This is a genomic window from Flavobacterium granuli, assembly GCF_031456055.1.
Classification (GTDB): domain Bacteria; phylum Bacteroidota; class Bacteroidia; order Flavobacteriales; family Flavobacteriaceae; genus Flavobacterium; species Flavobacterium granuli_A.
Window position 1 is genome coordinate 343,048 of sequence record NZ_JAVDTX010000002.1, and the last position, 14,036, is coordinate 357,083.

Consider the following 14,036-nt stretch of genomic DNA (forward strand, 5'->3'; position numbering starts at 1 on the left):
GTCAAGATTCAGTGATTTTAAATCAATCTATATTGACTAAACTTGTAGAAAGCAAAAACTAAAACCTATTTTAATAATAATAATAATAATGAAGCTACTAAAATTCTTGTTTGTCATCGTTGTCACTGTATCTTTTAATAGTTATGCTCAAGAAAATAAACGTATTTATTTAGAAGGTAACGTGGTAAAAATTCCAGTGGCTCTAATTAATGATTGGCCTTTTATAAATGGTGAAATCAATGGAGTAAAAGGTCGTTGGATGTTTGATACGGGAAATAGCAAAGCTTTCTCTGTTCATTCTAAAAAAGTGGTTGGAGCTGAATCCAAAGCAGTAGGTTCAGGATTTGTGGCTAGCGGACAAAAATATGAAGTACTCGAATATCCCCTAATTGATCAAATCAAAGTTGGAACTAATGAATATTTGGCCTTAAAAAATGTAAGAGGTAATAATTTTGATTTTCTGGAGGCGATTTCCACTACCGTTATTGGTCAGATTGGTTTTGATTTTTTTAGAGGCTATGATATGAAAATAGATTACTTAAGGAACGAACTGACTTTCTACAAACAAATAGAGGATATTGAGAACTGGAATGACATTAAAAATCATAAAAACTACATCACCTCACTGCCCTATTTTACACGAAAACTAGACAATCACCCAATGATCAAAATACAACATAAAGGAAAAGAACTTTTATTAACTTTTGATACGGCTGGGGGAAAAGGTAGTTTTACTATAGAGGATTCGTATTTTGAAAAGCTGAAAAATGAAGGAGATATTGAAAATTTTTACGACGAACCCAGCACGCTATATAATTGGTATAATATTAAAATCGATAACCGTTTAACCGTAAATCTTTATGGTATCGATAGAGAAAATTTTAGCCCCGCTCATAAGCCTTTAGAAATAACAGAAAAAAACACACTCACTCTTGACCATTCTTTTTTATCACAGTATATTACAATATTGGATACCAAAAATAAAGTAATCCATGTGTTAGAAAAAAAATAAATTAATACACTTACCTCCAATACATTAAATCAGAAAAAAAAGGTCTATAAAGAGTTTCAATCACTAATTTTTCTTTTTCAACACAATCTCAAAAAGCCTCAGTAATTCTAAAATAAAACCCCCAATCTCCACGGCCAACCGCAACATCAATTCCAGCGTTTACTTTTTGACCGACCTTTTCGATTACCTGATAACGAGCACCGGCTCCTATACTTGGCAGTGGCTTACTCCAAGAAGCTCCAGAATTATACCAATTTAATAAGTTAATAAAGGTCGAATTATAATATCTCTAAATCAAGTCGTTAACCAGCTTTACATCTCTAATAAACAATTCTTTACGTTGTTTTTTGGCAAATATCCAGCACCAAACTCAGAGAAAAAAATTGTAACTAGCATTTCTTATTCAGCTGGAAAAAAGGAGTATAAATCAATGCTAATGATGCTATATCCTATTAATTCAATAAACATCATTTATACGTCCAATTCTATCAATCATAAAAACACGTAGAAGTATAAAAATTAAAATTAATTTAATACGATACTGTTAGTAGATATGCAAATAAGAATATAATTAAACTTTTTCTCTATTTTTTGCTTGCATATTCGCTATAGTTAATAATAGAATCTCAAACTATTTTTTAATGTTTTTTTTCTCAATCATCATATAATCACTAATTACCTTTTCAGAAATCTTCGGATTTGCTCCTTCTTCTCCAGCTACTAAAGCTCCTATCGCACAAGCATAATTCAATGACTTTTGAGGTGATTTTCCTCTTAATAACCTTACTATCAATGATGCTAAAAATGAATCCCCTGCACCAACAGTATCTACTACCTTAATAAAGTAACCGCTATTATAATAAAACTTCTCACTATAGTACAAAACAGCGCCAAATGCCCCCTTAGTAACGCATACTTGTTTTGTATTTGTTTTGTCAGCAATAAATTTAATATTTTGCTCAAAAGAATTATAAGGGGAATCCAATTTTCTGCTTATTTCAAATAATTCTTCATCGTTAAGCTTGATGAAATCAGCTTTCATCATAAGCTCTACTAGTACATCAGTTGTATAATAAGGAGCTCTTAAATTGACATCAAAAACTTTATATTTTGCTTCTTCCAATAATGCATTTAAAGTTGACCTAGATTCCTCATCCCTACAGATTAAACTTCCGAAAATAAAAACATCAGCATCAGAAACCTTTTTCTTTATATCTTCATTCAATGCTATTTTATCCCATGCAGAAGGATATAAAATATCATATGATGCATTTCCCTTTTCATTAATCATTACATTAACCACACCCGTTTTATACTCTTCACTAACCTGAATCATATCCGCATCAATCCCTTTTTCTGACAAAAAAGAAACAATTTCTTTACCATCAACATCGGAACCAATTTTGCTGATAATGGTGGATTCCGCTCCAAAGGATTTCATTCTAAGTGCTACATTCAATGGTGCTCCTCCTATTTTCTTTTGGGTTGGAAATACATCCCATAAAACTTCTCCGAATGTAACCGCTTTAACTTTAAATAATTTAATCATTTTTTCTAATTTTAATAAATTAAAGGGTAAGAGCATCAGTCTTACCCTTTACAACAAAAAACCTAACTTAACTTAATCCATCATTATTTGGTACCTAAATAATCAATTGAATTGCGATAAATTCCCTTGATATTAGACTCGTATGCATTTATTCTGCCATCATTCATAGCCCATTCCATACCGCCAATACCAATACCAATGATAGTTCCTGCAAACACAGAATTTGGTGTGAATTCAATAATTCCTGCAGTGGCTTCATCGGCAACGTGATTCCAGGTTGCTAAAACCTTACCTCCATAGAGTCTTTGAAATTCAGCAAACTGACCAAGCTGATTACCCGGAGCTAATAATGGACCTAAATCCCATAAATTATTATGATCTTCTTTGTAACCGGCATCTATAACCGGAAAATCACCATTGGCATCTGTTGAAATAACTTGCGTAAAATTATAAATAGGATGACTTCTTTGATCAGTTTGAAACTTTGCTCCTGCGCCTATTGTCCAGATATCGGGATTGGGTCCTCCAGCGCCATTACCCTTAAGAGTTAAAAGCCCGCTTTTATCTCGACCTAATACCGCTGCATAACTAGTTGCCATACCGCCTAGAAGCATTTTTCCTCCTTCAACAACATATTGGATTAATACACTTTTTTTATCTAAACTCTCTTGTGGCAAAGCCGATGTTCCTACAGCGTCATGATAAAAGAAAACAACATTTACCGGTTTTAAAGCATCAGTTGTGAGTTCTGAGAACGGGATATAAACGAATTTGCTGCCGTAAGTATCTTTTGTCCATTGTGCTGCTGCCTTTACATCATCATCTGCAATTAAATCTATTGAAGCGGCTTCATTTACAAATGCAATTTGACTTGGGAGCAAACGGGCGTTAACAAGATATTTTCTTGTTTTACCTCCTGATGTTGCCGTAACTGAAACAGGACTTGTTAAATCGACTATTGTACCTGAAGCTGGAGATATGGCAACCCCATCAGCACTTTTTATATCTAATTCAACGGCAGACAAGTTCGTATCAGAAGGTAGAACAAAATTTACTATACCCGATAAATCATCAATAGTTGCTTCTGTTTCGCCTATTTTGATAGATTGAATAATGTTAAGTGTAGTAGGAAGCTCATCATCATAATTGAGACGCTCTTCACACGAATATGTTATTGTTGCTAGTGCAAGCAACAAAACATATTTAATGATTGATTTTTTATTTTTCATTTGTAGAAATTTATTTTTTAATTGTTTTTAAGTTAACATATCATAGCTGATTGTTATAACCCGCTATGATATGTTTCACTTCATCTATTCTTTTTTAAAAAAATTAATAGATTTATTAGTCATTATCAAGAGTATACAAGTAATCCAAGATGTTTTTGGTAAATACTTCTATGTTATTTTGATAGGCATTTGTTGAACCATTTGAATCCCATTCATAACCTAGAATAGTATTCGAGATTACGAAAACATGACCTTTAAAGTCAGTTGAAATAGTAGAATCAAAAGCTGCATCATTAGCTAAGTCAGTTCTTTTAAATTCGACAGCGCCATAACCAAATGCGTCCCCAATATGTCTTAATGTACCAAACTTAACTGCTGTCATTGTTTTTTCAAATTGTGCAGCAGCATCCGAACCACAACAGCTTGGATTCAAAATTCCATCAAAATGTTGCCACCAAATCAATCTAACTTCTCTATTAGCACTATTTTGTAATGGTAAATATTCACCATTTTCAAAAGTTAAATTATTAAAAATTGCATGACCTCTTCTATTGCCAGAGTTATTTGAATCTCTCATTCCTAGTCCCCAAATATCATCTGATGGTTTTCCTGTATCATAACATCCGTTAGAACCTGAACAGCCAAACTCAGAATAAACATAATTTCCTGGAGCTCTAGCAGCACCAAAATTTGCAGGGACTCTTCCTAAAGAAAATACAAAAGGATTTGGATCACCGGCAATAAGGATATCTCCTCCACCTTTTACCCAAGATTTAAGTACTTGTACTTGAGAACTTCCTGCTCTTAAAGCAGCAGGTAACATAGTAGATACATCAGTTGCTGTTGCAGAGAAACCTAAATCTTCTTTTGGGGTCAAGTAATACAACATCGCTACTTTTACGTCTCCAATATTTTGAGCTGAAATATCATCAATTTTAATATATTTAAAGTCAACCCCATATGTAGCTTGCATCCAAGTGGCAGCCGCTTTTGCATCGTCATCTTTTAGCGAGCTAATATTGTCTTCAAGTCCTAAAAATGCATATTTTGTAGCGGCTATCGATTGAACGGTCACACTATACACTTTAGTTAACATTTCTTTATTGGTAACAGTATATTGTACAGCTCCATTTGAGAAATCTTGATTAGCTCCAGAACTTGGACTCACAGTTTGTTCAGCAGGCAAAGCAATTACTGGGGATAAACTAGATAAATTGGTTCCAGCAGGCAATATCACTACAATCGAATTAGCAGCATTATCAATAATACCGACTGTCCCATTTATTTCGAAAGATTCGATTGAAGGAGTTTTTATTTGCTTAACAGTAACTGTATATTGTTTTGCAGTATAACCATTATTAGATAAAATAGTATACACTTTTGGTGCAGTAAAATCTCTGGCAACACCAGAAGCAAAATCAACGGTTGTCCCTTCAGCAATTACAAATGATGGAGCCAAACTACTTAAGCTTCCGTCTTGACTTCCAATTTCTACTTCAATAGTTCCTTTTACTTCATCAATGACTCCATTTTTATCTCCAATAGCAAAGGATAGCATTTTAGGGTCTCCATAGGCAGCAATACTTACCGTATAGGTTCTATGGGCACCATTTGTTGATTTTACTTCAAATGTTATTGGTCCTGCGCTGAAGTCCAAAGTTGTTCCTGAAGCAGGTGAGATTGTTGCAGAATCAGGAATTCTTATTTCGGCAACTACATGTTTCAAATCACTGCCTGATGGCAATGTCATCGTAATAGTTCCAATAGTATGATTAATATCTGCATATTTATCGCCCACCTTGAAGGATTGGATAATAGATTCCGTGTAATCTGGAACATTATCATTAAAATTATCATCTTTGCTACATCCAAATAAGGTAATAGCTAATGCAAAAAATACTATTGCTATTTTAAAAAAGGAAAATTGTTTCTTTATTGTTTTCATAATATTAAAAAATTTGGTTTTGGTTAGTTATTTTATTAATATCCAGCTCTTTGCGTATAAACACCTGAACTAGCGTCTATTTCTATTTGAGGAATAGGAAGATATAATTCGTGTGGTTGCAAAGAAGCTCCTTGTAAATAACCACGTCTGGTTTTTTCCACTTCGATATAGTCGTTAACATATTGTTCAGCAATTCCCCATCGAACTAAATCATAGTAAGTATGACCTTCATTGGCTAGTTCTAATCTTCTTTCCATTCTTAGGGCTTTAGTAGCCTGGTCTTTGGATAAATTTGAAGTATAGGTGTTTATCAAATAATTAGCCGCATTTATCGAAGGGTTCGCAAAATCTTTTACATAAGCAGTGTTTTTTGCCCTAGTTCTAATCAGATTTATTAGTGAAACCCCCTCTGGAATATTTCCGCTTTCGATTGATGCTTCCGCTTTCCATAGTAAGACATCGCTGTATTTGATAATAGGAAAATCTAAATTTCCAAGTGCCCATGGAAAACCAGTAGGATTTGATGCTAAACCACTTGAATTTGGAGAAATTACATTTTTCTTTACTAAAAAATTACCATAAGTTGATGCATCTCTATTCCAATTTCCCTGTTGCGCTCTTGCTCCCCAATCTTTCCAAGTAATACCATCCCTTCCTATAGCGTGATCCAATCTTGGATCAACTAAATCCGTTAGAGTAACATTTGAACTATTGAAAGAATCAAATAAAGGCAATCCATCTGCACCCACTTTGTAGGCATTTACTAAATTTTGGGACGGTTTATCAAAATCATCTCCATTTAGATATGGATTATTTACATCATCACCAGGACTGTCAGGAGCATTTAATAAATTCCCAAAATTAAGGTTACCTAAACTAGACCCATCATTTATAGAATATTGAACAGCAAATACATTTTCTAAATTTCCATAACCTGGTTCAGAGTATAATTTTTCAATATTTGAAACTAAGTTGTATTTACCCGAATTAATTACATAATTTGAACTTACTATAGCTTCTGTCCATTTCTTTTGAAAAATTTGAGCTTTACATAAAAAGGCATAGGCAACCACCTTATTAATTCTGCCTGACTCTGTTTGAGTATCTGGCAATTTTGAGATAGCATCATTCAAATCGTCTTCAATTTTTGACCACATAAAGTTGAAATCGAATGTATTTGGAATTTTATTGATATCGCTAGCAGGAGTATTTTCATCAATCCAAACTATGGAGCCAAAATTCTTAATTGCTTCAAAATAAAAATGAGCTCTTAGTACTTTTAGTTCTCCAATTCTCACTTCTTTATTTGGAAATTGAGCTGCGTCCACAGTATTTAATGTTTTCAAACCAGTATTTACACGTTGAATGCCAAAATAAATTGCTCTCCAAAGGTTGTATACATTCTCGCTTGAAGGAAATAAATTCTGTGTTTCTAATTGGTGCATTCCGCCTCCAGGGTTATCACCAGTTCCTCCGCCTCCTTTGTAGGCATCTCCACAACGAATATCACAAGCCACCCAATTTGACGGAGCATGATCAAAAGGCCAATTATCTCTAGTTTGTCCTGTATTGTATCGGTAATCCAATGCACTGTAGGCAGCAATTACAAATTGATCAGGATCAACATTAGTTTCGGAAAGAACATTATATTCAGTTACTTCTAAATCGCTGTCAGTTACACAAGATGTCATTTGCAGTCCTAAAACAAATGCAAATACTATTTTAAATTTTGTTTTCATAATTCGTTTAATTAAAATTTCGCATTAATACCAAAAGCAACTGACTTATAGTGAGGAATTCCATAACCCGCAACACCAATTCCACCAGCACTTAATCCAGAAACCTCATAATCAAATCCAGTGAAAGAAGTGAATGAGAATAAATTTTGACCTACAAAATAGAATCGTAAATTACCCATTCCTAATTTTCCCACTAAATCTTGACTTAATGAATACCCTAGAGTTATAGTTTTTAATCTGAAATAAGATCCATCTTCTACGAAATGGCTAGAAGGCTGAAGTTCATTGTTACTATTTAAAGTAGATAAGGCAGGAACATTTGAATTTGCATTGCTTGGTGTCCAAGCGTCCAATGTATTTGTCCCATAATTAAATCCAAAATAGGCAAAGTCGCCAAGGTTACGTTGGGTATTATAGATATCATTCCCTTGTTTTCCATCAAAAAATAAGCTCATATCAAGTCCCTTGTACGTAGCATTTAAATTGATTCCATAGGTGAAATCAGGGTGAGGATTTCCAATTATAGTTCTGTCACTTTGGTTAATTACGCCATCTTTATTAACATCTCTATATCTAATTCTACCAAGATCTTTTCCTGGCTGGTCCGCATGAACAGCTACTTCTTCTGGAGTTCTAAAAATTCCGTCAGCAACTAAACCATAGAATGAAGCAATTGGAGAATCTTTTTGTGTTATAGAAACACCATTAAGTAAAAAGTTGGAATCAGAATCAAGGCTTTCTACATTATTCTCATATTTAGAAAAATTTAAATCAACTCCATAAACAAACTCATTAGCAGAATTACTTTTATAGCTCAACACTGTTTCAACGCCTTTGTTGCTAACAGAACCTGCATTGATAGTTGGAGGAGTTGACTCGCCTGATACTGCTAATGCAATAGGAGTTAGAATTAAATTGTCAGTAGTTTTTATATAAAAATCAGTATTAAACTGAAGTCTATTATCAAAAAACCCAATATCAAATCCGGCATCATATTGAGTAGTAGTTTCCCATTTTATATCTGGGTTTGCTTGTCTTTTTTGTACAACACCACCAGAAGAACCTACGCCGTCGCCATCAATATCATAGTCAGAATTTTCAATAACTCCCCCAGAAGTATTATTGATAAAACTGGATAAATACAAATAATCTCCAATCAAATCATTACCGTTAACTCCCCATGAAAATCTTAATTTCAAATTCGACAAAGATTTATTGTCTTTTAAAAAATTCTCATTACTGACATTCCATGCAGCTGATGCCGCCGGAAAAACTCCATATCTATTATTAGGTCCAAATCGGGAAGAACCATCTCTTCTTAATGAACCATAAAGCACATATTTGTCATCATATACATATTTCGCAGATCCAAATTGAGAAATCTTATAGGATTCAACTTTATCCTCAATAGTTTGAAATTCAGCATCATCTCTAACTACATATCCTGAAGGGTCAGTAATATCGACACCTCTTATTAAATTATTATGAAAATTATCTTGTCTTGCCGTATTCTCGATACCTGCTAATAATGAAATCTTGCTTTTTCCAAAATTTTTATTGTATTCTAATGTATTGGTAAAAATGGTTGCAGTATAATCGTTATCAATGTCATCGGTAGTAATATTTTGGAAAACAGAAGGAATCGATCCATTGACAGAAAATGCTTCCGTAGCAGTGTTAAACTTGTTAGTTCCACTGTCAAAATTTAAAATAGTGTTAAATGTTAAATCCTTAGTGATTTTTAAATTACCATAAACATTGCCCAGAAAACGCGTAATCTTTTCAACATTTTTTCTACCACTCCATAAATTGGCTAATGGATTAGGCTTGTCCTGCAGTCCCCCAGACATTGGAGCAGCATAATCTCCTAGATTTGTATAAACTGGAATCAAAGGATTTTGAAGAATTGCATTTTCAAATTGATTGTTTTTCACTTCATCAATTTTTGAAAACAAAAAGTTTTCACCTATAGCCAATCTGTCATTGAAAAATTTGTATGAGGTATTCAATCTAGCATTCAATCTTTTATAGCTAGTATACCTTTGGATTCCATTATCTTCAGAATAGCTTACTTGTGTATACAAACTCAATTTATCTGTTCCTTTACGATACCCAAAATCTGTGTTGGAAGAATAAGAATCACTGATAATTTCGTCTACCCAATTCGTATCTGATGCAGTTTGTACGCCATTTGGGTCTAGATATTGTGGTATAGTAAAGCCTGATCCATTATTGATTAAAACAGGATGTGTTGGTGTTGTAATTCCTGCTCCCAATTGGGCTTGATAAGTCACATCTGCCCATTGCTGAGAATTCAATAAACCTATTTTATCCCTAAGTTTGTTTACAATAGTTTCTGTTTTGAAAGAAAATTCAGAAACACCCTTTTTCCCTTTTTTGGTTGTTACAACGATTACCCCATTGGCTGCAGAAGTACCATATATAGCTGCAGAAGCCCCATCTTTCAAAACCTGAATAGACTCAATTTCATCTGGATTTAATCCTGATGAATTATTAGTTTGAACCCCATCTATTACCCAAAGGGGTGCAGAACCGCTATTTACAGTAGTTAATCCTCTAATGACAATTTGAGTATCACTGCCTCCTGGTGTTCCTCCAGAATTTATTTGTAAACCTGCAACTCTGCCTTGTAGAGCTGTTAATAGATTAGGTGTTGGCTGTTTTGTAATTTCAGACATTTTAACTATTGAAACTGAACCTGATATTTCAGATTTTTTCTCTAATGTGTATCCCGTAACAACAACTACTTCTTTAAGAGTATTGCTCTCATCTACCAATACAACATTGTATGTTTTATTAATGTCATCTACTTTTACAGACCTTGATTTATATCCAATAAATGTCACAATTAATTCATCACCAATCTTGGCATTTATTTTAAACTTTCCATCAAAATCTGAAGAAGTAGCAGTATTACTCTCTTTTAAATTTATATTAGCCCCTGGAAGCCCCAGACCATCCTCTCCTTTAACAACCCCTTTTATTTGAACCTGCTGTGCTGCCAAAACAGATACAAAAAAAAGAAAGCATATTGTTATACTCTTTTTCATGTTTTTCATTTTATTAATCATAGTTTAAATTTGTTTGGTTATTTGGTTTTAGTTTTTAAGTTTTAGAATAGCTGCATCAATTTTATTTAATATTTAATTGTTTTATAAATACATTTTTAAGTTCAAAAGCGGTATTTGCTTTAGCAATTGAAAATGAATCCATTGGTTTGTCTGTAAAATAAATCTCAGTCATAACTGTTTTTCCATTATCATAAAACACCTCGATCGAGGTTTTATCAATAATTATCCTCACATCAATTGAACTAAAATCGGATGAAATTGGAGCCTTTGATATTTTCTTTGCAAATTCATCTGAGAATGTTGTTTTACTCACATATTTTCTATCAATATAAAAGCACTTATCCTTTTTATTGATTCCAAAATGAAGGGCATTCTTCTCTTTATTAGAAAGGATAAAATCATAATTATCGTCCTTCAAGCCATTCATCGTAAAATGAATATCCAATCTTGACATATCAACTGTAGATTTGTCAACTATCACAGTCTCTTTATCAATAGTAAGAAGGTCTCTCTTGATAGTTTTTGAAACATATTTATCCAATTCCTTTACTGGCAAAGAGACAATTCGATAATGACCATTAATGTTTAAAAGTTTCAACTCCCTTGCAATAGTAGTACTGCTTCTCCAATTTTCAGTTGGAACTTTATTCGCATATTCCCAATTTGACATCCAGCCTATGAATAATTTACGTCCATCTGTGTCAGGAATATTAGACCAGGTAACTCCTGCATAATTATCCTTGCCATAGTCTACCCAAAAGGCTGTTTCTTGTTTTAAATCATTAGCAAAAGAATTCCCAAGCGTGAATGTTTTTCCGTCAAAGTCACCAACAAAGTATTGTGTAGCAGATCCTCCATTTGGCCCATTTGGATTAATACTTTGTAAAAGCACCCATTTCATTTCTGTTGATCCTTCAACTTTAATAGGAAAAAAATCTGGACATTCCCAAGGTGAACCATGAACGCCAAGATTCTTACCAAATGCAGAGACTAATTCCCAATTAATCAAATTTGAAGAACGATATATATTAGTTTCAACATCAGCCGCTAATACCATTATCCATTGATTATGGATGGCATCCCATGTCATTTTAGGATCTCTAAAGTCTTTAATTCCGGGATTTTTTATTACTGGATTACCTTTGAACTTTGTCCAAGTCATTCCTTCATCCAGTGAATAAGCTATTGCCTGTGATTGATAATCTATAGCTCCCGTTTTTTCTTTGACTGCATCATGATAGGTAAACATTGCAACTATAGGTGGATTTTTCAGACTTCCAAATCCCGAAGTATTATGAACATCTACCACCGCACTTCCTGAAAAAATGTATCCTTTCTCATCAGGAAAAAGTGCAATTTTTTGCTCTTCCCATGTTATCATATCCTTACTTGTTGCATGTCCCCAATGCATAGGCCCCCACACATTTTTATCAGGATAATGCTGAAAATACAAATGGTATAAGCCTTTATAAAAGAACAGTCCATTCGGGTCATTCATCCAACCTTTATTAGGTGTGAAATGTAAATTAGGCCTATACAGCTCCTCATTAGTAAATATTTTTTCATCTGTTGCTATCGCAGAACTACAGCCATTCATAATAACCATCATTAGAATGAAAAATATGCTTTTAAAAAGTCCTTTAATTACTGTGTTTTTCATCCTAATTATTTTTTAATTAATATTTTACTTAGTTTTTCTAAAGAAATTCCTTTGGTTTCAGGCATCATGACAAATACAAACAAAAGTTGAAAGCCCATCATTACTGCAAAAAACAAAAACACAACTCCTGCACCAATTGTAGTAAATAGAAAAGGAATCAAAGAAGGAATGATAGCAGCTAAAACCCAGTGTGTAGTACTACCGAATGATTGACCTGATGATCTTAAATGATTTGGAAAGATTTCAGATATAAACACCCAAATCACTGCCCCCTGACCTATGGCATGAGATGCAATAAATAAGAATAAGAATATTGGCACAAACATTCCTGTCCAGTGAAAAAAGAAAGCCATAGAAACAAGACTCAAAGAAATAATATATCCAATGGATCCAATATACATTAGCATTTTACGACCCAGTCTATCTATTAGAAAAACGCCTACCATTGTAAAAATTAAATTTATGAACCCTATACCTATACTGCTTAAAAGTGCAACATCTGCCCCTAAACCTGCTTCTCCAAAAATTCTTGGTGCATAATATAAAAATGCATTAATACCTGACAATTGGTTAAATGAAGCCATTAAAAAAGCTAACATTAAAGGAACTCTATATTTTTTCATGAAAATATTTTCATTGCTTGGAGTTGCAATGTTGTCATTATTTACCTCTTCTATGAATTGATTTATTTCATCTTTTGAAAACACTTTCTGTAAAACTACTTTAGCTTCTTCTATTTTTGACTCTGATAATAACCATCTAGGACTTTCTGGTATATTGAATACTAAAAATGAATAAACTAGCGAAGGAAAAACTTGTATGCCTAACATCCATCTCCAAGAGTTCTCTCCAATATCACTTAATAAATAATTAGATAAAAAAGCACAAAGAATTCCAAGTACAATATTGAATTGATAAAAACCAACTAAACGGCCTCTATCTTTAGCCGGAGCAATTTCAGAAATATAACCCGGTGCCGCTATTGTTGAGGCTCCAATTCCTAAACCTCCAAGAAACCTGAAAAATGCAAAAAACCATGGGCCGTTTGCCAATGCTGTTCCTAATGCAGAAGCAGCGAAAAGAAATCCTATAAGTAACAACGTTTTTTTTCTCCCTAATTTATTTGTTGGAATTCCTCCAAAAATAGCTCCAATAACAGTACCCCATAAGGCCATAGCCATTACTACTGAACCATGAAAAAAGTCACTAGAATGCCATAATGCCTGTAACGTTTTATCTGCTCCAGAAATTACTACTGTATCGAACCCAAACAAGAATCCTGCGAATGCCGCAATGATTGACCAACTCATTATTTTTTTATTCATCATTATATATTTTTAATACTTCCAAAACTATATCTTAACATAAAATTAGACATTTCAAAATGTTACTATAACGTTTGATAAAAAAACACAAATCACAAGTCGCTTACTTTCAACAACTTACAATACGGTAGATTTGTTTTAATTTCTATTTCTTTTAATTATGTTACATAGAATTACACTCAGGTAACATGGTGTACATACTAAAAATTAACAATCAATACTTTTTTAATACTTTATTTATTAATACTGTTTTTTTATTACTTCTTTTTTATTGATTTAAAAAATGAATAACTATTTTCAATCAGTTCATTAATAATTAAATAAAAAATTAGTCAAAATATTCAATAATAATGGCTAGTTTTTCTTAATAATTTATTAAAATATTGGGGCTTTGTTTCCGATTTTTAATGATGCCCGTTTGAACCTGAATCAACATTAAAATGATTATAGTTTACTTTTAAATCGTTAAATTATGCCCTAACATC

8 protein-coding genes are annotated in these 14,036 nt (G+C 33.0%); 1 reads left to right on the forward strand and 7 read right to left on the reverse strand.

The window, feature by feature from the left end:
* The first annotated feature begins 88 nt into the window (after positions 1–88).
* Positions 89–1,012 carry a hypothetical protein gene (locus tag J2W95_RS05700; RefSeq protein WP_310004846.1) on the forward strand — a complete coding sequence of 308 codons (924 nt, stop codon included), beginning with the start codon at positions 89–91 and terminating at the stop codon, positions 1,010–1,012.
* 631 nt (positions 1,013–1,643) lie between these two features.
* On the opposite strand, the gene J2W95_RS05705 is transcribed toward J2W95_RS05700, so the two are convergent.
* The 7 genes from J2W95_RS05705 to J2W95_RS05735 form a co-directional block, all read right to left on the reverse strand.
* Complete coding sequence (locus J2W95_RS05705; RefSeq protein ID WP_310004848.1) at positions 1,644–2,561, reverse strand: carbohydrate kinase family protein; 918 nt, start codon at positions 2,559–2,561, stop codon at positions 1,644–1,646.
* 83 nt (positions 2,562–2,644) lie between these two features.
* Complete coding sequence (locus tag J2W95_RS05710; protein WP_310004850.1) at positions 2,645–3,790, reverse strand: DUF4960 domain-containing protein; 1,146 nt, start codon at positions 3,788–3,790, stop codon at positions 2,645–2,647.
* Between the two features lie 115 nt (positions 3,791–3,905).
* Entirely contained in the window at positions 3,906–5,735 is a 1,830-nt protein-coding gene (locus J2W95_RS05715; RefSeq protein ID WP_310004852.1) for a hypothetical protein, read from the reverse strand.
* A gap of 35 nt (positions 5,736–5,770) precedes the next feature.
* On the reverse strand, positions 5,771–7,474 hold the full coding sequence (locus tag J2W95_RS05720; RefSeq protein ID WP_310004854.1) for a RagB/SusD family nutrient uptake outer membrane protein: 1,704 nt from the start codon (positions 7,472–7,474) through the stop codon (positions 5,771–5,773).
* 11 nt (positions 7,475–7,485) lie between these two features.
* On the reverse strand, positions 7,486–10,545 hold the full coding sequence (locus J2W95_RS05725; protein ID WP_310004855.1) for a SusC/RagA family TonB-linked outer membrane protein: 3,060 nt from the start codon (positions 10,543–10,545) through the stop codon (positions 7,486–7,488).
* A gap of 82 nt (positions 10,546–10,627) precedes the next feature.
* The gene (locus J2W95_RS05730; RefSeq protein WP_310004857.1) at positions 10,628–12,226 is read right to left on the reverse strand and encodes a glycoside hydrolase family 32 protein; all 1,599 of its coding nucleotides are present in this window, start codon (positions 12,224–12,226) and stop codon (positions 10,628–10,630) included.
* 5 nt (positions 12,227–12,231) lie between these two features.
* The gene (locus J2W95_RS05735; protein ID WP_310004858.1) at positions 12,232–13,551 is read right to left on the reverse strand and encodes a sugar porter family MFS transporter; all 1,320 of its coding nucleotides are present in this window, start codon (positions 13,549–13,551) and stop codon (positions 12,232–12,234) included.
* Between the last annotated feature and the right edge of the window lie 485 nt (positions 13,552–14,036).

What these genes read in the sequence shown, in the direction of transcription:
- J2W95_RS05715 (WP_310004852.1), bottom strand. Translation starts at nt 5,735, where the DNA reads ATGAAAACAATAAAGAAACAATTTTCCTTTTTTAAAATAGCAATAGTA.
- J2W95_RS05735 (WP_310004858.1), bottom strand. Translation starts at nt 13,551, where the DNA reads ATGAATAAAAAAATAATGAGTTGGTCAATCATTGCGGCATTCGCAGGA.
- J2W95_RS05710 (WP_310004850.1), bottom strand. Translation starts at nt 3,790, where the DNA reads ATGAAAAATAAAAAATCAATCATTAAATATGTTTTGTTGCTTGCACTA.
- J2W95_RS05725 (WP_310004855.1), bottom strand. Translation starts at nt 10,545, where the DNA reads ATGAAAAAGAGTATAACAATATGCTTTCTTTTTTTTGTATCTGTTTTG.
- J2W95_RS05705 (WP_310004848.1), bottom strand. Translation starts at nt 2,561, where the DNA reads ATGATTAAATTATTTAAAGTTAAAGCGGTTACATTCGGAGAAGTTTTA.
- J2W95_RS05720 (WP_310004854.1), bottom strand. Translation starts at nt 7,474, where the DNA reads ATGAAAACAAAATTTAAAATAGTATTTGCATTTGTTTTAGGACTGCAA.
- J2W95_RS05730 (WP_310004857.1), bottom strand. Translation starts at nt 12,226, where the DNA reads ATGAAAAACACAGTAATTAAAGGACTTTTTAAAAGCATATTTTTCATT.
- J2W95_RS05700 (WP_310004846.1), top strand. Translation starts at nt 89, where the DNA reads ATGAAGCTACTAAAATTCTTGTTTGTCATCGTTGTCACTGTATCTTTT.